The 22,539-nt window shown below is 72.2% G+C and carries 20 protein-coding genes; 6 read left to right on the top strand and 14 right to left on the bottom strand.

What is annotated here, in order from left to right; all coding sequences use genetic code 11:
- Positions 1 to 45: 45 nt before the first annotated feature.
- From rbsK to AB0C27_RS30585, 10 genes are all read right to left on the bottom strand, one after another.
- Positions 46 to 930, bottom strand: a complete 885-nt coding sequence (gene rbsK, locus AB0C27_RS30630) for a ribokinase (RefSeq protein WP_357850710.1) — start codon at positions 928 to 930, stop codon at positions 46 to 48.
- Positions 927 to 2,255: an ADP-ribosylglycohydrolase family protein gene (locus AB0C27_RS30625; protein ID WP_357850707.1), complete on the bottom strand. Its 1,329-nt coding sequence runs from the start codon at positions 2,253 to 2,255 to the stop codon at positions 927 to 929. Before AB0C27_RS30625 ends, rbsK begins: the two co-directional genes overlap by 4 nt.
- Positions 2,252 to 3,391 carry an ADP-ribosylglycohydrolase family protein gene (locus AB0C27_RS30620; protein ID WP_357850704.1) on the bottom strand — a complete coding sequence of 380 codons (1,140 nt, stop codon included), beginning with the start codon at positions 3,389 to 3,391 and terminating at the stop codon, positions 2,252 to 2,254. Before AB0C27_RS30620 ends, AB0C27_RS30625 begins: the two co-directional genes overlap by 4 nt.
- Complete coding sequence (locus tag AB0C27_RS30615; RefSeq protein WP_357850701.1) at positions 3,388 to 4,464, bottom strand: ADP-ribosylglycohydrolase family protein; 1,077 nt, start codon at positions 4,462 to 4,464, stop codon at positions 3,388 to 3,390. Before AB0C27_RS30615 ends, AB0C27_RS30620 begins: the two co-directional genes overlap by 4 nt.
- A 6-nt stretch (positions 4,465 to 4,470) precedes the next feature.
- On the bottom strand, positions 4,471 to 5,532 hold the full coding sequence (locus AB0C27_RS30610; RefSeq protein ID WP_357850698.1) for an ADP-ribosylglycohydrolase family protein: 1,062 nt from the start codon (positions 5,530 to 5,532) through the stop codon (positions 4,471 to 4,473).
- Positions 5,529 to 6,830 carry a sugar ABC transporter substrate-binding protein gene (locus AB0C27_RS30605; protein ID WP_357850695.1) on the bottom strand — a complete coding sequence of 434 codons (1,302 nt, stop codon included), beginning with the start codon at positions 6,828 to 6,830 and terminating at the stop codon, positions 5,529 to 5,531. The genes AB0C27_RS30610 and AB0C27_RS30605 overlap by 4 nt, the downstream gene beginning before the upstream one ends.
- A 10-nt stretch (positions 6,831 to 6,840) precedes the next feature.
- Positions 6,841 to 7,659, bottom strand: coding sequence for a carbohydrate ABC transporter permease (locus AB0C27_RS30600; RefSeq protein WP_346114104.1), 819 nt, complete (start codon positions 7,657 to 7,659; stop codon positions 6,841 to 6,843).
- On the bottom strand, positions 7,656 to 8,570 hold the full coding sequence (locus AB0C27_RS30595; protein ID WP_357850692.1) for a sugar ABC transporter permease: 915 nt from the start codon (positions 8,568 to 8,570) through the stop codon (positions 7,656 to 7,658). Before AB0C27_RS30595 ends, AB0C27_RS30600 begins: the two co-directional genes overlap by 4 nt.
- Positions 8,567 to 9,655 carry a LacI family DNA-binding transcriptional regulator gene (locus AB0C27_RS30590; RefSeq protein WP_357850689.1) on the bottom strand — a complete coding sequence of 363 codons (1,089 nt, stop codon included), beginning with the start codon at positions 9,653 to 9,655 and terminating at the stop codon, positions 8,567 to 8,569. Before AB0C27_RS30590 ends, AB0C27_RS30595 begins: the two co-directional genes overlap by 4 nt.
- A gap of 265 nt (positions 9,656 to 9,920) precedes the next feature.
- Entirely contained in the window at positions 9,921 to 11,246 is a 1,326-nt protein-coding gene (locus AB0C27_RS30585) for an MFS transporter (protein ID WP_357850687.1), read from the bottom strand.
- A 22-nt stretch (positions 11,247 to 11,268) separates the two neighbouring features.
- Here AB0C27_RS30585 and AB0C27_RS30580 point away from each other — a divergent pair, with 22 nt between their 5' ends.
- The 3 genes from AB0C27_RS30580 (at position 11,269) to mihF (ending at position 13,477) form a co-directional block, all read left to right on the top strand.
- The gene (locus AB0C27_RS30580; RefSeq protein WP_357850684.1) at positions 11,269 to 12,555 is read left to right on the top strand and encodes an ROK family transcriptional regulator; all 1,287 of its coding nucleotides are present in this window, start codon (positions 11,269 to 11,271) and stop codon (positions 12,553 to 12,555) included.
- Positions 12,556 to 12,663: 108 nt separating this feature from the next.
- Positions 12,664 to 13,068: a heme-binding protein gene (locus tag AB0C27_RS30575; protein WP_357850681.1), complete on the top strand. Its 405-nt coding sequence runs from the start codon at positions 12,664 to 12,666 to the stop codon at positions 13,066 to 13,068.
- Between the two features lie 103 nt (positions 13,069 to 13,171).
- Complete coding sequence (mihF, locus tag AB0C27_RS30570) at positions 13,172 to 13,477, top strand: integration host factor, actinobacterial type (RefSeq protein WP_043641121.1); 306 nt, start codon at positions 13,172 to 13,174, stop codon at positions 13,475 to 13,477.
- Positions 13,478 to 13,635: 158 nt separating this feature from the next.
- Here the strand turns inward: mihF and AB0C27_RS30565 are convergent, their stop codons facing one another.
- Both AB0C27_RS30565 and AB0C27_RS30560 read right to left on the bottom strand, forming a co-directional pair.
- Complete coding sequence (locus AB0C27_RS30565) at positions 13,636 to 14,283, bottom strand: response regulator transcription factor (protein ID WP_357850678.1); 648 nt, start codon at positions 14,281 to 14,283, stop codon at positions 13,636 to 13,638.
- Positions 14,274 to 15,521, bottom strand: a complete 1,248-nt coding sequence (locus AB0C27_RS30560) for a sensor domain-containing protein (protein ID WP_357850675.1) — start codon at positions 15,519 to 15,521, stop codon at positions 14,274 to 14,276. Before AB0C27_RS30560 ends, AB0C27_RS30565 begins: the two co-directional genes overlap by 10 nt.
- A 184-nt stretch (positions 15,522 to 15,705) precedes the next feature.
- Here AB0C27_RS30560 and AB0C27_RS30555 point away from each other — a divergent pair, with 184 nt between their 5' ends.
- Together AB0C27_RS30555 and AB0C27_RS30550 are read left to right on the top strand one after the other, a co-directional pair.
- A complete protein-coding gene (locus tag AB0C27_RS30555; RefSeq protein WP_357850673.1) occupies positions 15,706 to 16,980 on the top strand; it encodes an acyltransferase in 1,275 nt (424 codons plus the stop codon).
- A gap of 113 nt (positions 16,981 to 17,093) precedes the next feature.
- A complete protein-coding gene (locus AB0C27_RS30550) occupies positions 17,094 to 19,592 on the top strand; it encodes a DUF3516 domain-containing protein (protein WP_357850670.1) in 2,499 nt (832 codons plus the stop codon).
- Between the two features lie 198 nt (positions 19,593 to 19,790).
- Here AB0C27_RS30550 and AB0C27_RS30545 read toward each other — a convergent pair whose 3' ends face one another.
- Entirely contained in the window at positions 19,791 to 20,354 is a 564-nt protein-coding gene (locus AB0C27_RS30545) for a hypothetical protein (protein WP_357850667.1), read from the bottom strand.
- A gap of 17 nt (positions 20,355 to 20,371) precedes the next feature.
- On the opposite strand from AB0C27_RS30545, the gene AB0C27_RS30540 reads away from it, so the two are divergent.
- A complete protein-coding gene (locus tag AB0C27_RS30540; RefSeq protein ID WP_357850664.1) occupies positions 20,372 to 20,866 on the top strand; it encodes a DUF2087 domain-containing protein in 495 nt (164 codons plus the stop codon).
- A 25-nt stretch (positions 20,867 to 20,891) separates the two neighbouring features.
- On the opposite strand, the gene AB0C27_RS30535 is transcribed toward AB0C27_RS30540, so the two are convergent.
- On the bottom strand, positions 20,892 to 22,415 hold the full coding sequence (locus tag AB0C27_RS30535; protein WP_357850662.1) for an alkaline phosphatase D family protein: 1,524 nt from the start codon (positions 22,413 to 22,415) through the stop codon (positions 20,892 to 20,894).
- Positions 22,416 to 22,539 lie beyond the last annotated feature (124 nt).

Raw genomic sequence — 22,539 nt, 5'->3', positions numbered from 1 at the left:
TCCGGGCGGATGACGTCGTCGTCGGGCTCCGGCTCGTCCTGAGCGTCAGTCGAGGGCGTCCTCGATCTGGCGGCGGGTCGGCATCGAGGTGCTGGCGCCCTCACGCTGCACCGACAGCGCCGCCGCCACGGAGGCGAAGCGCAGGGCGCGTTCCATGGGCATCCGCTCGGTGCGCGCCACCGCCAGCGCTCCCACGAACGTGTCGCCGGCCGCCGTCGTGTCCACCGCGTTCACCTTCACCGCCGGCACCCGCAGCCGCTCCCCCGACCGCGACCCGTACAGCGCCCCCTCGGAGCCCAGCGTGATCACCGCCTCGGGGACCAGCTCAAGCAGCGCGTCCATGGCCGCATCCGGGCCCGTCACGCCGGTGATGGCGGCGGCCTCGTGCTCGTTCGGGACGAGGGTCGTGACCGCCTCAAGCAGCTCGGCGGGCAGCGGCTGGGCGGGCGCCGGGGTGAGGAAGACGGGCACGCCGGACACGCGGGCGGCCTGCGCGGCCCGTACGACCGCCTCCATGGGCAGCTCAAGCTGCAGCAGCAGCGCCCGTGAGCCGGCGATGGCGGCCAGGTCCTCGCCGGTGGGCCCGGTGACGGTGCCGTTCGCGCCGGGGACGACGATGATCGAATTGCCGCCGTCGTCGTCCACCACGATGTGCGCGATGCCGCTGGGGCCGGGCACCTGGCGCAGGCCGCGCACGCCCACCCCGGCCTCCGCCAGCGTGGCGCGCATCTCCGCGCCGAACCCGTCGTCGCCCACCGCCCCCAGGAACGTCACCTCGCCGCCCGCGCGGGCGGCGGCGATCGCCTGGTTCGCGCCCTTGCCGCCGGGCACGGTGCGGAACCGGTGCCCGGTGACCGTCTCCCCGCGTCGCGGGGCCTGGGAGACGTAGGCGACGAGATCCATGTTGGCGCTGCCGAAAACCGAGATCATGCCCTCATCATCTCCTGTGTCCTGGCCGCCAGCTCGGCCGGACTCACTCCGTCGAACCCGGTCAGGCTGCTGGCCAGGCTGTCGCGCAGCCGCCAGCGCTCCGGTACGCCGCCGTTGAGCGCGCCCGCGACGGACCCGGCGGTGGCGCCGGCGGAGTCGGTGTCCCAGCCGCCCGCCACCGCCCCGGCGATCGTCGCGGTGAAGTCGCCGCCGCCGTGGACCAGGGTGGCCGCGACGAGGGCGGCGTTGTGGATCGTGTGCACCCAGTGCAGGTCGCCGTGGCGTTCGTGCAGCAGGTCGACGACGCGTTCGAAGTCGTCCTCACGGGCGGCGTCGGCGACGGCCAGGCGGACCGCCGCGTACAGGCGCGAGCCGCGCGGCACCACGGACAGGCCCGCCCGCACGACCTCCTCCGCCGAATCGGCCACCAGCGCGACGGCGCACATGGCGGCCGCGAACATGGCGCCGTAGATCCCGTTCGCGGTGTGGGTGAGTCGGGCGTCGCGCCAGGCGTACTCGGCGGCCGTGGCGGGGTCGCCCGGGTTGACCCAGCCGTAGACGTCGGTCCTGATCATCGCGCCGATCCACTCGCGGAACGGGTTGCGGTAGGTGGCGGTGGCCGGCGGCTCGACGCCGTCCAGCAGGTTGCGGTACGCGACGCGCTCGGCGGTGAACGTACGGCCCGCCGGCAGTTCGTCCAGCCACAGCTTGGCCACGTCCTCGGTGGTGAACCCGCGGCCGTGACGTTCAAGGACCGACAGGGCCAGCAGCGGGTAGTTGAGGTCGTCGTCCTCGGGGATGCCGTCCACGTTCTCGGCCAGGGAGTTGACGGCGCTGCGGCGGTTCCACGGCCAGCGGCGGGCGACGTCGTCCGGCAGGCCCTTCGCGGTGAACCAGGCCTGGATCGGCCAGTTGCCGGTGGCCTCGGCGATCTGCCTGATGCCTTCGCGCGGGATCTTCTCGACGGGCTTGCCGAGCACGCAGCCGGCCGCCCGGCCCAGCCACGCCCCCAGCACCCGCGCGGGGTCCACGTCGGCGCGGGGCCGCCGCCGAGGCCAGTCGGGGCAGGCGGCGATGATGCCGGCCAGGTCCGACGGCTCGGGCAGCGGGGAGGGGACGGCGGCCAGCTCGTCCAGCAGCTCCTCGGCCAGCCCGCGCAGCCGGACGGCCCCCGGCTCGGAGGCGCCGGCGCGCGGCGGGGCGTCGTGGCCGCCGGCCGCGTGCCAGCGGGCGGCGATCTCGCTCGCGTCGCGGCCGTCCTCGGCGGCCTGGCGCAGCTCGTGACCGACGAGGTCCTCCGGCTGCACCCAGGTGAGCCGGATCATGCGCCGTCGAGCTCGGCGAACGCGGACTCGTGGGCGCGGCGGCGCAGCAGGTCGCCCTCGTGCACCCGGCGTGCCACGGCGGCGATCGCGCGCCCCGGAGCCACGAGGTCCGTCCGGCTGGCCGCCGCCACCTGCTCGACCCACTCCTTCGGCACGCCGCCCAGCCCGCCGAGCGCGCCCGCGATGGCCCCGCCCATGGAGGCGATCGAGTCGGCGTCGCGCCCGTAGTTGACGCCGCCCAGCACGGTGTCCCGGTAGTCGCCCTTGGCGATCACCAGGAACCCCAGCGCCAGCGGCAGCTCCTCGATGCTGTGCACCCGGCTCGGCCGCCGCGCGCCCAGCCCCTGGTCACGGTAGGTGTCGGCGACCGTGTCGTACGGCCTGATCGCCGCCCGCAGCGCCTCGAACGAGCCCTCCCAGTGCCCGAGACCGGCCGCGGCCTCGCAGACCGCCTCGATGGCGGCTCTGGTGCCGTCCTTGGCCAGGCGCAGGCAGGCGGACACCACGGAGTCGGCCGTGGCGCCCGGCCGCATCGCCTCGGCCACGGCGGCGGCCATCACGCCCGCGGCCTCGCGGCCGTAGCTGGACTGGTGCGCGCCGGTCAGGTCGACGGCCTCGGCGTAGGCGGCGTCGGGGTCGGCGGCGTTGACGATGCCGACGGGGGCGACGTACATGGCGGCGCCGCAGTTCACGATGTTGCCGACGCCGGCCTCGCGCGGGTCGACGTGCCCGTAGTGCAGCCTGGCCACGATCCACTTCTCGGCCAGGAAGATCCGCTGCAGCGGCAGCGCCTCGGCCTCCAGCTCGGGGATCCAGCGCCGCTCGTTCATCAGCTCGGGCACCAGGTGCTCGGCCATGGAGTAGGCGTCCAGGTGGCCGCCGGTCTTCTCGTACACGCGGATGAGCGCGTGCGTCATCAGGGTGTCGTCGGTGATGTGGCCGTCGCCCTTGTGGTACGGCGCGATGGGCCTGGCGTTGCGCCAGTCGTCGTTGTACGGGGGCACGATGCCCTCGACGCGGCCCCCGTACCGTTCGACGATCTGCTCGGAGGTCCAGCCCTCGGTGGCGCCGCCCAGCGCGTCACCGACCGCCGCCCCCGCCACGCAGCCGGTCGCCCTGTCCTCAAGCGGCGTCATGCGATTCCCTCCAGTAGTTCGATCAGATCTCGGCCCGCCAGATCAGGCAGGCAACAACCGGACAGCGTACGGGCCGTGGCGGTCCACCCCTCCGGGATCGCCCCGTAACCGCCGCAGGCTCCGGTCAGCGCGCCGGTCAGCGCGGGCGCCGAGTCGGACAGTGAGGCCAGGCAGGCCGCGGCGGGCACGGCCCTGGTGAGCTCGCCCCCCGCCGCCTCGGCCAGCGCCAGCGCCACGGGCACGGTCTGCGCGGCGCCGACGCCGTAGCTGTAGACGTGGTCGAGCAGCGCGGCGTCCAGCGCCGGGACGGCGGCGAACGGGTCGCCCGCCTTCCTGGCGACGGACAAGGCCAAGCGGGCGTTGTGCCCGATGGCGGTGTCTTCGGGCAGCGCGGCCAGCGCCGCCTCGACCGCCGCCGCCACAGCCCTCGCCGCCGAACCCGTCACCGGCCCCGTCACCGGCCCCGCGCCGGGACCTGCACCGGGTTCCGCACCCGACGCCGGGCCTGAGGTCACGGCAGCGCTCACCGCGGCGGCCATGGCCTGGGCGGCGAGCACGCCGTCTCCGGCGTTCGTCACCTGCGCGTCCTCGGTGGGATCCCTCCCCAGGACCCCGAACGCGACGGCCCTGATGGCGGCGGCGTCGTCGAAGTGATGGGGATTGTCATGCCCCGAAGCGGGCGGCTCGACCCCGTTGGCCAGGTTGTCCAGCGCGGTGGCCACGGAGATCCGCGCCCTGATCGGCGCAGGCGCGCCTGGCGGGCCGGTGCCTGGGCGCGACGGGATGAGGTCCCTGAACGCGTCCGCGCGCGGCCGGTCGATGGTCAGCAGCGTCCACGCCAGCCACTCGGCGTCGTCGGACGGCCCGATCCGCAGCGGCGCGACGGGCTGGTTCAGCGCGAACGGCACCGGCAGCGTGGTCACCTGATGCTCTTCCGCGAACGCGTCCAGCTCGCGGTGCAGGCGCCGGCTCCAGGGCGCGTGCAGGGCCGCGCGGTGCCTGACCGCGGGCCAGCCCACGGCGTCACCCACGGCGAGCCCGGCGACGGCCCCCCTGATTCTGTCCCCCGACATGGTGTTCTACAGTCCTTCCGCCAGTTCGTCGGCGACGTCCAGCACGTGTCTTCCGGCCACGACGGGCAGGCATTTGCCCGTCACCGGCCCGATCCTGGCGGCCCAGCGGGCGGGCACGCCGCGCTCTCCCCGCGCGGCCCCGGCCATCGCTCCCGCGATGGCGCCGATCGTGTCGGCGTCCCTGCCCAGGCTCACCCCGAACGTCACCGACGCCTCCACCTCGCCGCCTCCCGCCAGGAAGGCGGCCAGGGCCAGCGCCACGGCCTCGGGCGCGATGTCGGTCCACGGGTAGTGCCGGACGACGACGGCCCGGTGCAACGCCTCGACGAGCTCCATGCCGTCCGGGCCCGGCTCGCCGGGGTCCGAGCCGCTGAGGTCCGCGTCGCCGTGCTCCAGGCCGCCAACGTCTCGGTCGCCTGCGTCTCGATCGGCCGAGTCCGGGAAGGCCGCGAGGACCTCACGTACCCGTACGACATTCCTGGCCGTCCACGAGTCCGCCGGGATCACCGACAGCGCCGCGGAGACCACCTCGTCCGGCGTGGCCCCGCCCATCGCGGCGGCCACCGCCCCGGCGACCGCCCGGCCGCCGAGTATGCCCTCGCCCGACCCGCTGACCAGCCCGTCCTGCTCCACCAGCCGCGCCGCCTCCGCTGGATCGCCCGGGCAGAAGATCCCGTACGGCGCCGCGCGCATCGCCAGCCCGTCCGACCAGCCGTGCGCGTGCACGAGCCCGGTCAGCGGGGGCTCCAGCCCCCGGCGAAGCGCTTCGACGGTGCCCAGCTCGGAGAACCCGGCTCCGCGCATGGGCCCGGCCACCCGGGGGATGATCTCCGCCCGGTACGCGGCCGCCACATCCTGCGCGCTCAGGCCGTGCCCGTGGCGGACGAGGAGGGAGGCCGCGTAGATCGCGTATTCGGTGTCGTCGGTGCCGCCGCCCTCGATTTCGGTGAGCCGTCCCCACCGCCGCCGGATCTCGGCCGGCGTGAGGTTCTCGGCCGGGGCCCCGAGGGCGTCGCCGGCCGCCAGGCCGAGCAGGCACCCCCGGGCCCTGTCCCGCAAGGAATTCACCGCTGGTACCGCTCCAGCACCTTGTTGCCGTCCTCGATGAGCTTGCTCGCCGCCTGGTCGAGGGTGATCTTGTCGGCGAAGTACTCCTGCAGCGCGGGCGTGGCGACCTTGGTCTTCCACTCGTCGAACCCGTTCACCTTCAGGAACGGCGCCACGACGAGGTCTTTGGCGGAGGCGGTGGCCACGTCCCAGCCGTTCTCCTTGGTGGTCATGGCCGGGTCGGCGGCGGCCTTCTGGGAGGTCGGCAGCAGCCAGTCGCCCTTGGCGAGCTTGGCCTGGTTGGTGCCGTTCAGGAAGAACGAGATGAACTTCAGCGCCTCGTCCGGGTGCTTACTCTCCTGCGCGACCGACAGCGTCTGCGAGACCGCGCCCTGCTGGGCGCTGGTGCCCTTGGGCGCGGGCAGCGTCACCCACTCGAACCCGTCGGGCGCCTGCTCGGCGACCTGCTGGCGCAGATAGACGCCGGCCGGCAGCAGCGCGAACTTGCCCTTGTAGAAGGCGGGCAGCGGGTCCGCGGTGCCCTGGCCGAGCGCGGCCGGGTCGGCGGACTTGTCCTTGTAGAGCTGGTCGTGGATGCGCTGGAGCACCTCGCGCTCCTCGGGGCCGACCTTGACGGTGGTCTTGCCGCCGGTGGTCTGGAAGAAGGTGCCGCCGAAGTTGAGCGCCAGGTTGAGCGTCTTGTTGACCGGCGACTTCATCGGCCAGGCCACGCCGAACGTGCCGCCCTTGGTCATCTTCTTGGCCGCCGCGGAGAACTCGTCCCACGTCCACGGCTCGCCCGGGGCCGGGACGCGCACGCCGGACTCGTCGAGCAGCTTCTTGTTGGCGATGATGACCTGCGACTCCTGGAGGAACGGCACGCCGTACACGCCCTGCTCGCCCTTGCCGCCGTCGAAGGTGACGGTGTCCCAGGCGGCCTGCGGGATGTCGCTCTTCAGCTCGGCGGGCAGCTTGTCGCTCAGGTCGAGCAGGTAGCCGTCGGAGGCGAAGCCGGCCAGCGCGGGCGAGTCGTTGTGGATGACGTCGGGCGCGGTGCCGCCGGCGAACTGGGTGACGAGCTGGTCGTTGACGTTGTCCCAGCTGCCCTGGACGTAGGTGACCTGGATGCCGGGGTTGGCCTTGTTCCACTCGTCCACGATCTGCTTGTTCGCGGCGACGGACTCCTTCTGCCAGGCCAGGCTGAGGAAGTCGAGCTTGACGGGCGCGCCGGGCGAGGACGACGACTCGCCGCCGCCCCCGCCGCACGCGGCGGCGAGCGTGAGGACGGCCACCGCCGCCAGAGCGGACTTGATTCGCATATGAGGCCTCCTAGCCCTTCACGGCGCCGGCCATCAGGCCGGACTTCAGGCGCCGCTGGATGATTGCGAAGAAGATCAGGCTGGGGATCGTCGCCATGAGCGACGCCGCGGCCAGCGGCCCGAGCCTGGCCACCCCCTCGGGGCCGGTGAACCTCACCAGCGTGAGCGGGAGTGTCATGACGTCGGGGTCCTGCAAGATCACGAGTGCGAACATGAACTCGTTCCAGGACGAGATGAACGAGAACAGCAGCGTGGCCACCACGCCCGGCGCGAGCAGCGGGGCGACCACGCTCACGATCGCCCGCACCCGGCTCGCACCGTCCACCGACGCGGCCTCCTCAAGCTCGGGCGGCACGGCGCGGACGTACCCCTGCAACATCCACAGCGCGAACGGCAGCGTGAACGTCACGTGCACCAGCACCAGGCCCGGCAGCGTGTTCACCAGGTCCAGGTCCCGCAGGATCATGAAGAGCGGGATGATGATCAGGATGAACGGGAACACCTGGCTGACCAGCACCCATCCGATCGCGATCTTGTTGACCAGCCCTCGGTAGCGCGCCATGGCGTAGGAGGCGGGCAGCGAGATGACCACGGTGATCACGCTGGCGAACAGCGCCACCACCAGGCTGCGCGTCGCCGCCCCGACCAGGTCCTGCTCCCCGAACGCGTCGGAGAAGTTGGCCAGCGTGGGCTCGCGCGGGATCCACGTGGGCTCCGTCAGCGCCATCTCCTGGGGCGTCTTCAGCGCCGTGGACAGCAGCCACAGCAGCGGGAACGCCAGGAAGACGACGTACGCGACCAGCGCCACGTACTGTGAAACGCGTTTCACCTGACCTCCCTCATCTGCCGCCACAGGTACAGCCCGAGCACCGCGAGCACGACGATCGCCATGGCGAGGCCGAGCATCGAGGCGTAACCGGCCATGCGGTAGCGGAACGCCTCCTCGTACGCGAACAGCATCGGCAGCCGCGTGCGCCCTCCCGGGCCGCCCTGGGTGAGCACGTAGACCAGCCCGAACTGGTTGATGTTCCACACGAAGTCGAGCGAGGTGATCGCCACGATGATCGGCCTGAGCTGCGGCAGCGTGATGCTCCAGAAGCGCCGCCATGAGCCCGCGCCGTCCATCTCGCCGGCCTCGTAGAGCTCTTTGGGCACGTTCTGCAGGCCCGCGAGCAGCACGACCGTGGTCTGCGGCATGCCAGCCCAGACGCCCACCACGATGATCGCGGGCAGGGCTAGCGAGAAGTCGGCCAGCCAGTTGACGTGCGTGCCGAGCAGGTCGTTCAGCATGCCGGCGTCGGGGTGGTAGACGAGCTTCCACATCAGGCCGATGACCACGGGCGGCATCGCCCACGGCACCACCGACAGCACCCGGGCCACGGCCCGGCCGCGCAGCTTCTCGTTGAGCAGCAGCGCCAGGCCGAGCGCGGCGATGAACTGCAGCACGGTCACCGAGACGGACCAGATCGCGCCGATCCGGAACGAGGACCAGAACTCGTCGTCGGCCAGCAGCGCGGTGAAGTTCTCCAGGCCCACGAACTCGGTCTGGTGGACGCGGGTGTTGCGGGCGTCGGTGAAGGCCAGGCCGATGCCGTACAGCAGCGGGCCCATGCTGAACAGCAGCACCGGCACCATCGCCGGCAGCATCAGCAGCCACATCTCCCGCGTCTGGCGCGAGGGGCCTCGGTGCCTGGCGCGCGACCGCCGGGGCGGCGCCGCTCTCGTCTCGGTCGCGGTCACGCCCCACCCTCCTTCCCGCCCGCGTGCGTTTCGCCCGTGTACTTTCCGTCTGTGTACTTTTCGTCGGTGTACTTTCCGTACGCCGGGCCCGCCGTCGAGGCCCGGACCGCGAGGCGGGGCGGCACGGTGACCACCCGGGGATCGCTCTCGCCGCCCTGGAGCCGTTCGAGCAGCAGCTCGGCGGCGGCCTTGCCGCGTTCGGCCGACCCGAGCGAGACGCTGGTCAGCGACGGCCAGGAGGCCGCGGCGAGGTCGGTGTCGTCCATGCCGACCACCGCCACGTCTTCGGGCACCCGCCGGCCCGCGGCCCGCAGCACGTCGAGCGCGCCGAGCGCGATCAGGTCGTTGGCGCACATCAGCGCGTCGATGTCGGGCCGGGCGGCGAGCAGCTCAGCCACAGCGCGGGCCCCGTCGGCGCGGTAGAAGTCGCCGATCCGGACGAGGTCCTCGTCGTAGGGCAGGTCCAGGTCTCCCAGCGCCTCCCGGTACGCGGCGCCGCGGGCGGCGCCGGGCACGGTGTCCAGCGGGCCGTTGACCAGGGCGATGCGGCGGCGGCCGAGCGCGTGGAGGTGGTCGAGCGCCAGCCTGACGCCGGTGCGCGAGTCGGCCCGTACGTTGTCGACGCGGGTGCCGTCGGGCACCGAGCCGATGATCACGACCGGCGCCCTGGCCGTGGCCAGCATCCGCAGATGAGCCTCGGTGACCCGCAGCGGGACCATGATCAGCCCGTCCACGTAGCGCTCGCCCAGGCTGTGCAGCACGGCGATCTCGTCCTCCACGACGGCGTCGGTCGAGTGGAGCACGAGCCGGTATCCGGCGGCCTTCAGCACCGGCTGGATCTGGCGCAGCATGGCCAGGTAGGCGGGGTTGCCGACGTCGGCCATGGCGAAGGCGACCTGGTGGGTGCGGCGCGACTTGAGCGACCTGGCCACGGCGTTGCGCACGTAGCCGAGCTCGTCCGCGGCGGCCATCACCTTGCGCACGGTCTCCTGCCTGGTCGGCAGGCCGTTCAGGACCCGCGATACGGAGGCGATCGAGACACCGGCGCGCTCGGCGATCGTGTTGATCGTGGGTCCGTCGGCCAAGGCTGTCCTTCCATCGTGCGTAAACGTTTACGGTCATCCGCCTGTAAACGTTTACCGTGTGGAGGACATGAAACCTGGATGTAACTTGCAGGTCAAGTCACGATCACATAACACCAGGTCAGCGGCCTTGAGCACAAATCCGTCACGTCCGGCCGCGCGCGGGCCGGACATGACGGACGTATTGCGCCGGCGCCCTCACCTCAAGCGGCCCGCGAAGCGGACCGCGCGGATATGACGGGACATGGCGGACATGGCGGGACGAGGATCAGTCGCGGGCGGGTTCGGGCTCCGGCTCGTACCCGCGCTCCCCCGCCGGACCGGCCCCGTCCCCGTTGGCAGCGCCGGGGGCGGCTCCGCCGGCGGCACTGGGGGCGGCGTTCTGGACAGGGGATGCCGAGAGGCGGAGCAGGGCGCGGATGGCCGGGGAGCCGGTGAGCGTCACCACCGCCGCGAGCACCGCCGGGATGAACAAGGCCACCGGCAGCGACGTCGCCTCGGCCACGTACCCGAGCACGGCCGGCCCCAGCAGCAGCCCGCTGTACCCGAACGCCGTCACCATGGCCAGCGCCCGCCCGACCCGGCCCCCGGCCGCGCCGACCGCGCTGAACAGCACCGGCACCACCGTGGCCAGCCCGACGCCGGCCAGCGCCCACCCGGTCCAGGCGCACGCGACCCGTACGGCCTCCCCCGTGAGCGGCGAGACGAGCACGAGGACGTATCCGGCGGTGGCGAAGAGCCCGGCGAGCTGGATGGTCCGCACGGAGCCGAGCCTGCCCCTGATCGGGTCGCCCAGCAGCCGCACGGCCGTCATGGCGACGGAGAAGATCGTGTACGCCAGCGGCGCCATCTCCGGATCGACCTCCAGCACCCAGCGGGCGTGCAGCGCGCTCCAGTCGATGGCCGCCCCTTCACTGAGGTGCCCGGCGAAGGCGGCCACCCCGAGCAGCGCGATCAGCCCCCAGCGCAGCGACTCCCCGGGCGCGTCCGGCGAACCGGAAGAGCCGGCCGCCGAGCCGTCCCCCGGCGTGCCGGGCAGCAGCAGCCGCGCGGCCGGCAGGTACAGGAACGGCACCACGATCGCCGCCGTGATCAGCAGCCCCTGCGGGTCCGCCCCGGCGTCCAGCGCGAGAGCGGTGATCCCGCCGCCGGTGGCGCCGCCGAGGCTCCAGGTGCCGTGGAAGGCGGAGATGATCGGCCGCCGGTAGACGCGTTCGACCTCGACGGAATGGGCGTTCATCCCGATCTCGGTCACGCCGAGTCCCACGCCGAAGAGCACGGCCAGAACCGCCAGCATCCAGTACGAGGACGCCAGCGCCGGCCCGAGCAGCACCAGGCCGGAGAAGGGCCCGGCGATCCAGCACACCCGGCGGCTCGACCACCGGTCCACCAGCGGTCCGGCCACCAGCATCGACGCCAGCGCCCCGCCGGAGATCAGCAGCAGAACGCTGCCGAGCCTGGCGGGGCCGAGGTCGAGCCGTTCGTTCAGCGACGGCAGCCCGGCCGCCCACAAACCCATGACAAGACCGGCGAGAAAGAAGAATCCGAAAACTCCGACACGTGCCCGTTGTGCTTCAGTGAGACTTTTGTTCACGGCTAGAGCATAAACTGTCCTCGTGAATGGAGCTACGACGAGTGGCGAGCTTCGCGCGCACAACCGGGTCAGGCTGCTGCGCGCCGTGCACGACTCCGGTGCCGTGCGCACCAGGTCCCAGCTCACCCGCGATCTGCGGCTGGCCAGGGGCACGGCCTCGGTGCTGGTGGCCGGCCTCGCCGAGGCCGGCCTGCTGCACGAGGAGCCGGCCCCCGGGCACGCGCGGGGCCGACCGACGCTGGTGCCTGGGCCGCATCCGGACGGGCCGGTCGCGCTGGCCGCCGACGTGCGCGAGGACGCTTGGGAGCTGGCGGCGTGCGAGCTGGGCGGCCGGGTCACGGTGCTAGACGTACGGCCGCACGACGGCACGCCCCAGGGCACACTGGGGCCGCTGGGCGAGGCCGTGGCGGAGCACCGGCGGCGGCTCGGCCACCGCGTCGTCGGCGTCGGGGTGGCCCTGGCCGGCCCGATCCGCCACGGCGGCCTGGTCGACATCGCCCACCTGGGCTGGCGCTCTGTGGACGTCCCCGCATTGCTGAACCTGCCCGGCACGCCCACCGGACCCGGCACGCCCGCCACCCACCCTGGCGGGCCCTTCGACCAGCCCGACATGCCCGTGATCGGCAACGACACCGTCCTGGCCGCACTGGCGGAGGCGCGGCGCGGACACCTGTGTGACGTCCGGGTGGGCCTGCACCTGCACGTGGACTTCGACCTGGGCGGCGTGCTGGTCGTGGACGGCCGGCCGGTCGCCGGGGCGAGCGGCACCGGCGCCGAGTTCGGCCACATGCCGCTGTCCGGCAACGACCGCCCCTGCCCCTGCGGCGCCACCGGCTGCTGGGGCATGGACGTCGGCGCGAACGCCCTGCTGCGCCACGCCGGCCTGGCCCACGGCGGCGGCAGGGGACGCGAGCAGGCCGAGCGGGTGCTGGCGACGGGCGGGGAGGCGGTGGAGGCCAACGCCAGGGCCCTGGGACGCGGCGTGGCGGCCCTGGTGAACGCGCACGACCCGGAGGTGGTGACGCTGTCAGGCCACGGCGTGGAACTGCTTGAGCGGGCCGGACAGGCCCTCATGGCGGCCTGCGAGCCCGGCCTGATGGCGATCCGCCGCGACCGGCCGCCGCGGATCGAGGGCTCGGCCCTCGGCTGGCGCGGCGCGCTCCTGGGTGCGATGGAGTCGGTCTTCGACAGCTTCCTCACACCCGAGGGGCTCGAACTCTGGCGCAAAAACCACCCTGACCAGGCTCGCGACACGCCCGACCGACAAAGTGTGACGTATTCCACCCTGGACCGGCATAAGCCACTGTGAGCCCACGGCTGCGCACCCGCATAGGCGATCTTGCACGGGCCCGGCCGGCACGGGTACGCATGGGGAGGGCCAAGGCGCGAAAGAATCATGATCCGAGGGGCGAACCGCGTGAATCTCGAACTCGCGCTCCGCATGACGGAGGCGGCCGTCAAGCAGGCGTACCGCGAGGGCGCCCGGATCTCCGTGGCGATCGTGGACGACGGGGGAAATCTGGTGTCGTTCCAGCGTATGGACGGTGCGGAGATCTCCGGGCCCGTCCTCGCGCGGGGCAAGGCGTACACGTCGGTGGCCCTGCGCAGGCCCACCTCCGAGCTGTCCCCGCTGACCGCGGCGGACGGCGAGCTCGCGGGCCTGGCCGGAGCGGGTTTCGTCTGCTTCGGCGGCGGCCTGCCGCTCTGGTCGGGCTACGGTGAGACGGGACGCGTGGTCGGTGGCATAGGGGTCAGCGGAGGCACGGTCGCGCAGGACGTGGCGTGCGCGGAAGCGGGCGCATCAGCGTGGTCCGGACGCTGACCACGCACTTTCCGCAACACGAACCGCTGGTATCCGCCATGATTAGCCACTGCACCACGGGTAACAGAACCCGAACGCTCAACTCCCCGAGGAGAGAACAGAGATGGCACTTCCCACTCTCACCCCCGAGCAGCGTCAGGCGGCTCTGGCCAAGGCCGCCGAGGCCCGTGCCGCGCGCACGGCGCTGCTGGCGAAGGTCAAGGCCGGCGAGCTGACGTTCGCTCAGCTGCTCGAGCGCGACGACGACATCGCGAAGAAGATCAAGGTGTCGCAGGCGCTCCGCGCCGTCAAGGGCGTCGGTCCGGCCAAGGCCACCGCGCTGATGGAGGAGGCGGGCGTCGACGAGAAGCGCCGCCTCGGCGGCCTGGGCGCCCAGCAGCGCAAGAAGCTGGTCGACGCGCTCGGGTAGAACCCCGAGCGGCCAGGTCCGCGCGTAGCGGCGCGCGGACCGGCCAGCGACCCTCTCACTGGCAGGAGGGACCGGCGGGCGGAGCCGCCCCGCTCGGCCGGCGGGCCAGGCCCGGGAGGGTTCGCGTGAACGTCAGGTCAGGGCGGCCGGGAACGGGATCACGAACGCAGGTAGGTCAGGACGGCGAGCACCCGGCGATGCTGGTCACTGTCCTCCGCGTAGAGGCCGAGCTTGCTGAAGATGCTTCTGATGTGCTTCTCCACGGCCCCGTCGCTGATCACGAGCTGCCGCCCGATGGCCGGATTCGACTTCCCCTCGGCCATCAGGCCGAGCACCTCGCGCTCGCGCGGCGTGAGCTCGGCCAGCGGGTCGTCCTTGCGTCTGCGCACCATCAACTGCGACACCACCTGAGGATCGAAGACGGTTCCGCCGGCGGCCACCCGCCGCAGGCCCTCCAGGAACTCCTCCACGTCGACGACCCGGTCCTTCAGCAGGTAGCCGACCGCGCCACGGGCGTCGGCCAGCAGGTCGTCGGCATAGGAGACCTCGACGTACTGGGAGAGGATCAGCACCGGCGCGCCGGGCACCCGGCGCCTGGCCTCGACCGCCGCCTTGAGCCCCTCGTCGGTGAACGAGGGCGGCATGCGTACGTCCACCACCGAGACGTCCGGCCTGTGCTCGGCGACCGCGGCGACGAGCGCGTCACCGTCACCGACCGTGGCCACCACCTCGCAGCCGAACTCCTCCAGCAATCTGACCAGGCCCTCCCTGATCAGAACAGCGTCATCGGCCACGACTACCCGCACGGCACCTCCGCCACGATCATCGTGGGCCCGCCGTCGGGCGACTGCACGGTCAGCTCCCCGTCGACGGCGCGGAGCCGGTCGGCCAGCCCGGCGAGCCCATGTCCTTTGGCGACGTGCGCGCCGCCGACCCCATCATCCCCGATCGTCAGCATGAGCACGTCATCGATGCGGATGAGCTGGACGGTGCAGATGGTGGCGCGGCTGTGCTTGGCCACGTTGGTCAGGGTCTCGGCGCAGACGAAGTAGACGGCGTTCTCGACGGCGGCCTGGTAGCGCTCGACGGTCTGCACGTCGAGGTCGACGGGGACCGTGCAGCGGCCAGCGAGTGCGGCCAGCGCGGGCGCGAGGCCGCGGTCGGACAGGATCGGCGGGGCGATGCCGCGCGAGAGCGCACGCAGCTCGTCGAGCGTCTCGCGGGTGGCGCCGATCGCGGCGCTGAGCGTGGCCCGCGCCGCCTCGGGATCCTTGGCCAGTTGCCGCTGCGCCCTGGACAGCTCCATGGCCAGCGACACCAGCCGCTGCTGCGGTCCGTCGTGGATGTCGCGCTCCAGCTTGCGCAGCGCGTTGGCCTCGGCGGAGACGGCCGCGGCGCGGCCCTGGGCCAGGTCGTCGATGCGCTCCTGCAGCTCGGCCACGCCGGTCAGCAGGGCCCGGCCGAGGCCTGAGCGCAGCAGCGCGGCGCCGCGGACCACGAACGGCATGAGCAGCGTGAAGACCAGGCCGACCGAGACGTAGAAGAGCACGTTGATGCCGTAGGAGTCGCCCAGGCCGAGCAGCTCGGGCAGCTCGGTGTTGCCGGGGATGCGGGAGGTGATGAGGCCGTACAGGGGATAGGTGAGCCCGGAGATGGGGATCGCCCAGAACACCACCGTGAGCACGAAAGCGATGATCGCGAACGGCAGGTTGAGTATGCCGTGCAGCAGGTCGAGCCAGGACTGCCCGCTGGTCAGCGGGTTGACGAGGCGGCGGAAGCGGCCGGCGCCGGGCGGCGCGGGCTTGTAGCGCGGCCGTACGGGCGGCCTGCGCAGCACGTCGGAGAGCCAGCCGCGCTCGGCGTCGGCGAAGCCCCGCGCCACCAGCAGCGTGCCGGCCAGCAGCGGCACGCCGATCCACACGACCGCCGTGCCCACCCCTGCCGCGAATCCCGCGATCATGAGCACGAAGCCGATGAGAGTGGTCGGGAAACCGACCAGCGTGTAGCGGGTGTCGAGAAGGACACGCCTCGTCAGGGAGCGCATGGCCACCACCGTATGCCGGGCCGCTCGCGCGGACGAGCGGGTGCGCCGGTGTATGGGGGTAGGGCCAGCCCTACCCGGGCCGGTGGTGCGATCTCGACCCCAGGACGGCGGCTCGCGGCAATGTGCGCGAGCGCCCTGGACGGGAGCCTTGAGCCATCCGCTCCCCCAGGAATCGAGGCTCCCCATGACCGCCCTGCTGGACCGCCCCACTGCCGCGCCCGCGAGGCCGCGCGGCCCGGCGGACGCGCGCCCGGCGGGCCGCGACCCCTTCATCGACCTGCTGCGGGTGGCCGGGATGGCGCTCATCGTGCTGCAGCATTGGACGATCCCGGTGCTGACGTACGAGGGCGGGCGGCTGACGACGGGCAACGCGCTGTCGACGCCCGGGGTGTGGGTGGTGACGTGGATCAGCCAGGTGATGCCGCTGGTGTTCTTCGCGGGCGGGGCGGCGAACGCCATCAGCTTCGGCCGTTCGTCGAAGCCCGCTCCCCTGTGGCTGGCGATCCGGCTGCGGCGCCTGGCCTGGCCGCTGCTGCCGCTGGCCGCGGTGTGGATCCCGCTGCCGCACGTGCTGCTCAGCCTGGGGGTGCCCGCGCAGCCGCTCGGGGTGGGCGCGCAGCTGACGGGCCAGCTGCTGTGGTTCCTGGCCGTCTACCTGATCGCCGTCACGGTCACGCCGTACGCGCTGCGCCTGCACGAGCGGCACGGCTGGCGCGTGCCCGTCCTGCTGTCGGCCGGGGCGGTGCTGACGGACGTGGTGCGCTTCTCCTCCGGGATCGACGCCCTGGGCTATGTGAACGTGCTGTTCGTCTGGCTGGCCGTGCACCAGCTCGGCTTCTTCTACGCCGGCGGCCGGCTGCGGCACCCGTGGCTGCTCGCCGCAGGCGGTTTCGGGGCGGCGGCGCTGCTGGTGGCCCACGGCCCCTACCCGGGCAGCATGATCGGCCTGCCGGGCGCGGAGGTGTCCAACATGGCGCCGCCCACGCTGGCCATGCTCGCCGTCGGCCTCGGCCAGATCGGCCTGGCCGCGCTGCTGCGCCCGGTGCTGGTACGGCTGGCGCCGGCCCGCCTGCTGGACTGGGCGAGCCCGCGCATCATGACGGTGTACCTGTGGCACATGCCGGCCCTGTTCGCGGTGACCGGGGTCGTGGTGGTGCTGCTGGGCGTGGACACGCCGCGGCCGGGCAGCGTGCTGTGGTTCCTCGGCTGGCCGATCTGGTTCGGGCTGCTCTGCCTGGTGCTGTGGCCGTTGCTGAAGGGGTTCGCCAGGTTCGAGACGCCGCCCGCGCTGCCGTTCGGCGCGGGCGGCTGGCGGGGCGCGCTCACGGCGGCCGGACTGGTCGGCGCGGGGGTGCTGACGCTGACCGTGGGCGGTTTCGCGCCCGGCGGCGGCCCGTTCCTGGCGGTCTTCGCCCTCCTCGGCGGCCTGCTGCTGACCGTGCCCCGCGCCCGCGCCTGACGGCTTACCGACCGTGCCCCGCGCCCGCACCTGAGGGCTGCGGGGGCGAGGTCGCTTGACCGAGTTGGCCGCGAGCGGTTCGACCACCCGGCAAACTTCGGCAGGATAGGAGTGTGAGCCTTCTCATCGACCGCCTGCCCGACGACATCGACGCCGATCCGGACGCCATCTTCGACGCGTTCGTCGCCTGGAACGCCGAGCGGGGGCTCACGCTCTATCCCGCCCAGGAGGAGGCCCTCATCGAGGTGGTCTCCGGCAGCAACCTGATTCTGGCCACGCCGACGGGCTCGGGCAAGTCACTGGTGGCCGCGGGCGCCCACTTCACCGCGCTGACCCGCGACCTGCGTACGTTCTACACGGCGCCGATCAAGGCGCTGGTGTCGGAGAAGTTCTTCGACCTGTGCGCCATCTTCGGCACCGAGAACGTCGGGATGATGACCGGCGACGCCAGCGTCAACCCGGGCGCGCCCATCATCTGCTGCACGGCCGAGATCCTGGCCAACGTGGCGCTGCGCGACGGGGCCGCGGCCGACATCGGCCAGGTCGTCATGGACGAGTTCCACTTCTACGCCGAGCCGGACCGGGGCTGGGCCTGGCAGGTGCCGCTGCTGGAGCTGCCCAACGTACAGTTCGTGCTGATGTCGGCCACGCTCGGCGACGTGTCCATGTTCGAGCGCGACCTGACCAGGCGCACCGGGCGGCCGACGTCGGTGGTCAAGCACGCCGAGCGGCCGGTGCCGCTGATCTACTCCTACCGGATGACCCCGCTGCACGAGACGCTGGAGGAGATGCTCTCGACCGGCCAGGCGCCGGTCTACGTCGTGCACTTCACCCAGGCCGCGGCGATGGAGCGGGCCCAGGCGCTGATGTCGATCAACATGGCGACCAAGGCCGAGAAGGAGGCCATCACCGCCATGATCGGCGGCTTCCGCTTCACCACCCGCTTCGGCCGGGCGCTGTCGCGGCTGGTCAAGCACGGCATCGGCGTGCACCACGCGGGCATGCTGCCGAAATACCGGCGCCTGGTCGAGCGGCTGGCCCAGGCCGGGCTGCTGAAGGTCATCTGCGGCACCGACACGCTGGGCGTCGGCGTCAACGTGCCGATCAGGACGGTGCTGTTCACGGCCCTGTCCAAGTACGACGGCAACAAGGTGCGGCGGCTGCGCGCCCGCGAGTTCCACCAGATCGCCGGCCGCGCGGGCCGGGCGGGCTTCGACACCATCGGCTACGTCGCCTGCCAGGCCCCCGAGCACGACATCGAGAACGCCAAGGCGCTGGCCAAGATCGGTGACGATCCCAAGCGGCGGCGCGGCTACGCCCGTAAGAAGCCGCCGGAGGGCTTCGTCGGCTGGAGCGAGGACACCTTCACCAAGCTCCAGGAGGCCGAGCCGGAGCCGCTCAACTCCCGGTTCAAGGTCAGCAACGCCATGCTGCTCGCGGTGATCAACCGGCCGGGCGACTGCTTCCAGGCGATGAAACACCTGCTGACCGACAACCACGAAGACCGCAAGTGGCAGCGCCGGCACATCAGCCAGGCCATCGCCATCTACCGCTCGCTGCTGGCCGGCGGCATCGTCGAGCAGTTCGCCGAGCCCGACGAGCAGGGCCGCCGGGCCCGGCTGACGATCGACCTGCAGGAGGACTTCGCGCTCAACCAGGCGCTGTCGACGTTCGCGCTGGCCGCGTTCGAACTGCTCGACCGCGAGTCGCCGGCGTACGCGCTCGACATGGTCTCGATCGTGGAGTCCATCCTCGACGACCCGCGCCAGATCCTGTCCGCCCAGCTGAAGAAGGCCAGGGGCGAGGCCGTCGCGCAGATGAAGGCCGACGGGATCGAGTACGAAGAGCGCATGGAGCAGCTCGCCGAGGTCATGTATCCGATGCCGCTCGACGACCTGCTGCTCGGGGCGTACGAGACGTATCGGCGCGGCCACCCGTGGGTGGGCGACTACACGGTCAGCCCGAAGTCGGTGGTGCGCGACATGTACGAGCGGGCGATGACGTTCGGCGAGTACATCCAGTTCTACGAGCTGGCCCGTTCCGAGGGCACGGTGCTGCGCTATCTGGCCGACGCCTACCGGACGCTGTCGCGCACGGTGCCCGAGCACCTCAAGACCGACGACCTGGTCGACCTGATCGAGTGGCTCGGCGAGCTGGTCCGTCAGGTCGACTCCTCGCTGATCGACGAGTGGGAGAAGCTCACCAACCCGGCCGCGGCGCTGGAGGAGCATCAGCAGCTGGAGGCCAAGGTACGGCCGGTCACCGCCAACCCGCGGGCCTTCCGCGTGCTGGTGCGCAACGCCATGTTCCGGCTGGTCGAGCTGTGCGCGCTGGAGAAGGAGGCCGAGCTGGAGGAGCTCGCCCCCGACGTCGACTGGGGCACGGCACTCGACGCCTACTACGACGAGCACGAGGAGATCCACACAGACGCCGACGCGCGCGGGCCCGCGCTGCTGCGCATCGAGGAGGAGAGCGGGCTGTGGAAGGTGCGCCAGACGGTCAAGGACCCGGCCGGCGACGGTGACTGGGGCATCGACGCCCAGGTCGACCTGGCCGCGTCCGACGAGGAGGGCCGCGCGGTCCTGTACGTCCAGGGGCTCAACCGGCTCTGAAGAAGACCGGCTCTGAAGAAGAAACGACAAGCCCTGTGCCGGAACGGACTGGCAAGGGCGCCCCGGCACAGGCCTGTCGATTGATTCTCCTTCGCCGAACGTCGAGGTCGTGTCATGACCATGTCTCAAGATCGAGACATTCCCTCGTCACAGGCCCCCTCACCGGCACTCGCCTCGGCCCTGACGCCGGCGCCGGCGTCAGCATGCGGCGATGGCGCAGATCTTGGCGAGCATGCGCTTGGTGTCCTTCGTCTGCTGCCTGAAGTCGGCCTTGGCCGGTTTGCCCCACTCGCCGGACACGGTGTAGAGGATCAGGGCGTTCGCGCGCCGGGTCACGATCGCCCGGTCGCCGCCGATGGCCGGTTTCCCGTCCTGGTACGCCTGCCCGGTGACCGACAGCCCCGTCTCGCCGAGGGCGATCGGTGCGGAGGAGTAGCGGTAGCCGGACGTGCCGCAGGACTTCACGGCCGCCCGCAGGTCACGTAGAGCCTGGCCCGCGGCGGCTGCGGACCGGTAGAGGACGACCTGCTCGGACTTGGCGTAGTCGGGCACCGCCGTGTAGATGAGCGTCCTGGCCGAGGTCCGGCCGCGCTGGCCCAACCCGGTCTTCTGGCACGGGTTGACGACGAGCCGGGCCGTTCTCTTGCCGCTGGCCGACCAGCTCGTCTCGGGGTTGGCGTCCTTCTTGGCGGCGGCCTTCTCGTACAGGAGGAAGTTGTTCGGGACGGCGACGGCGGCCGCGAGCAACAGTGCTGTGATCATGGGACAAAATGGTACGAGTGAACGACGAAGACATCAGGCGCGTTCTCGGACTCCTCTACCAGGACGACACGCTCAAGACGTTCGCCTCCCTGGTGCTCGGAACCACCGACGGGCTCTCCCCCAAGTCCCTGCACAAGCTCGCCAGCGGCGGACTCGCCGCATGCGACGAGAGCGGCACGTGGCGCGTCACCCCCGAACGCTTCCGCGACCTGCTGCGGGCGCACGCCGAGCCGGCCGAGGAGCTGAGCGCCGAGGAGCGGGTGCTGCGCGCCTTCCTCGTGGACGGGCGGCTGACGACCACGGCGATCCGGCGGGACAAGCGGCTCATCGTGCTCAACTACATCGCGGCGGTCTTCGAGCCCGGCGTGCGTTACGCGGAGAAGGACGTGAACGTTGCGCTGCGGGCCTTCCACGACGACTACGCGGCGCTGCGCCGCTACCTGGTGGACGAGGAGCTGCTGTCGCGCGAGGGCAACGTCTACTGGCGCAGCGGCGGCCACGTGGAGATCTGAGCGGATTCTGGCGGGTTCGGCCCGGCTAGGCGGGGTAGAGCGTCGGGTCGCCCGGCTCGATGACGAACGAGCCGGAGGTGCGGACGGGTGCGTTCGGTCGCGTGACGTAGGCCAGTGAACGGAAGTCGACCGTCATCTCCCGCTCCGTGATCCTGGTCCTGACATAGCCGCGGCGGCCGTTGAAGAACGAGACGTGCGGGTTCTCGGCGAGCAGGTTCCGGGTGTCGGGATACTCGTCGAGGCCGTCGCCGGCGCTGGTGACCGAGGTGGTGACGAGCTCGACGGCCACGGGTTCGGCGCCGGGGTCGCGGTGGTCGCGGCTGACCTGGCCGGCCCAGTGGGAGTGCACGTCGCCGGTCAGCACGACGGCGTTGCGCCGGTGGGCGTGGATGGTGGCGGCCAGGTGGTCGCGGGAGGCGACGTAGCCGTCCCAGCCCTCGTTGGACCAGCCCTCGGCCGGGCCGCGGGCCCAGTCCATCTCCATCATGAACACCTGCTGGCCGAGCAGGTCCCAGGTGGCGCGCGAGTCCCTGAGCTGGGCGTCGAGCCAGGTCTGCTGCTCCTGTCCGAGGATGGTGCGGCCGGGGGCGAGGCGTTCCACGCAGTCGGGACCGACGGTGCCGCTGTGGCCGGCGCACGCGTACGGGTCGCGGTACTGGCGGGTGTCGAGCAGGTGCAGGTTCGCCACCGCGCCCCAGCGGATGCTGCGATGCAGCCTGAGCGCCGCCCCGTGCGGCCGCTGCGCGCGGCGCAGCGGCATGTTCTCGTAGTACGCGCGGAACGCCGCCGCCCTGCGCCTCCTGGGGACGTCGCCGGCCCAGGCGTTCCTGACGTCGTGGTCGTCCCAGACCACGGCCCAGGGGGCGATGGCGTGGGCCGCGCGCAGGTCTGGGTCGGTCTTGTGCTGGGCATGGCGCAGGCGGTAGCCGGCCAGGTCGAGGCACTCGCCGCCGGCCTGGTCGCGGACGCGGTGCTCATAGTCGCCGTACTCGTAGATGTAGTCGCCGAGGAACGCGATGAGGTCGGGGTGGTCATCGGCCATCCGGCGGTAGGCGGTGAACCAGCCGGTCTGGTAGTCGGCGCAGGAGGTGAACGACAGGTTCAGCGCGCGGCTGCGGCTGCCCGGGGCGGGGGCGGTCAGGGTGCGGCCGGTCTCCGACAGGTCGCCTTCGGCGCGGAACCGGTAGAAGTACTCGGCGCCCGGTTCCAGTCCTTCGAGCTCGACGTGGACGCTGTGCGCCGCCTCGGGGCGGGCGATCTCGGTGCCGTGGCGTACGACGTGGCGGAAGTGCTCGTCCCTGGCGAGCTGCCACTCCACGGGCACGTGGCGTCGTGGCATCCCGCCCAGCCCGTCCAGGGCCGGCGGGTCCGTCGCCAGGCGCGTCCACAACACGACGCCGTCGGGCGCGGGCTCACCGGAGGCGACGCCGAGCCGGAAGAGATCGCGCAGCGGGGCGCGCCGGGCGACCGCACGGACGGGACTCGGGCCCGTCGCGGCGGAGACAGCCAGGCTCGCGCCCCCGGCGAGAAGCGCACGCCGGGTGAGCATGGGGGTCCTTACGCAGGGGTGGGGTGTGCGGCTGGGGTGCCGGCGCGGACAGCCTGACGTGCGGCGGGTTGCGGAGAGCGTTCAGAAGGGGACATTCCGCTGAAGCCCGGATGAACCCTTGCCA

The organism is Nonomuraea sp. NPDC048882 (assembly GCF_040649755.1).
Classification (GTDB): Bacteria; Actinomycetota; Actinomycetes; order Streptosporangiales; family Streptosporangiaceae; genus Nonomuraea; species Nonomuraea maheshkhaliensis.
Note: the sequence above shows the minus strand (reverse complement) of the source record. Positions and strands in the feature narration are given on the sequence as shown.

Coding starts and splice junctions, on each gene's coding strand:
- rbsK (WP_357850710.1), bottom strand. CDS start 930: ATGATCTCGGTTTTCGGCAGCGCCAACATGGATCTCGTCGCCTACGTC.
- AB0C27_RS30625 (WP_357850707.1), bottom strand. CDS start 2,255: ATGATCCGGCTCACCTGGGTGCAGCCGGAGGACCTCGTCGGTCACGAG.
- AB0C27_RS30620 (WP_357850704.1), bottom strand. CDS start 3,391: ATGACGCCGCTTGAGGACAGGGCGACCGGCTGCGTGGCGGGGGCGGCG.
- AB0C27_RS30615 (WP_357850701.1), bottom strand. CDS start 4,464: ATGTCGGGGGACAGAATCAGGGGGGCCGTCGCCGGGCTCGCCGTGGGT.
- AB0C27_RS30605 (WP_357850695.1), bottom strand. CDS start 6,830: ATGCGAATCAAGTCCGCTCTGGCGGCGGTGGCCGTCCTCACGCTCGCC.
- mihF (WP_043641121.1), top strand. CDS start 13,172: ATGGCACTTCCCACTCTCACCCCCGAGCAGCGTCAGGCGGCTCTGGCC.
- AB0C27_RS30560 (WP_357850675.1), bottom strand. CDS start 15,521: ATGCGCTCCCTGACGAGGCGTGTCCTTCTCGACACCCGCTACACGCTG.
- AB0C27_RS30555 (WP_357850673.1), top strand. CDS start 15,706: ATGACCGCCCTGCTGGACCGCCCCACTGCCGCGCCCGCGAGGCCGCGC.
- AB0C27_RS30545 (WP_357850667.1), bottom strand. CDS start 20,354: ATGATCACAGCACTGTTGCTCGCGGCCGCCGTCGCCGTCCCGAACAAC.
- AB0C27_RS30535 (WP_357850662.1), bottom strand. CDS start 22,415: ATGCTCACCCGGCGTGCGCTTCTCGCCGGGGGCGCGAGCCTGGCTGTC.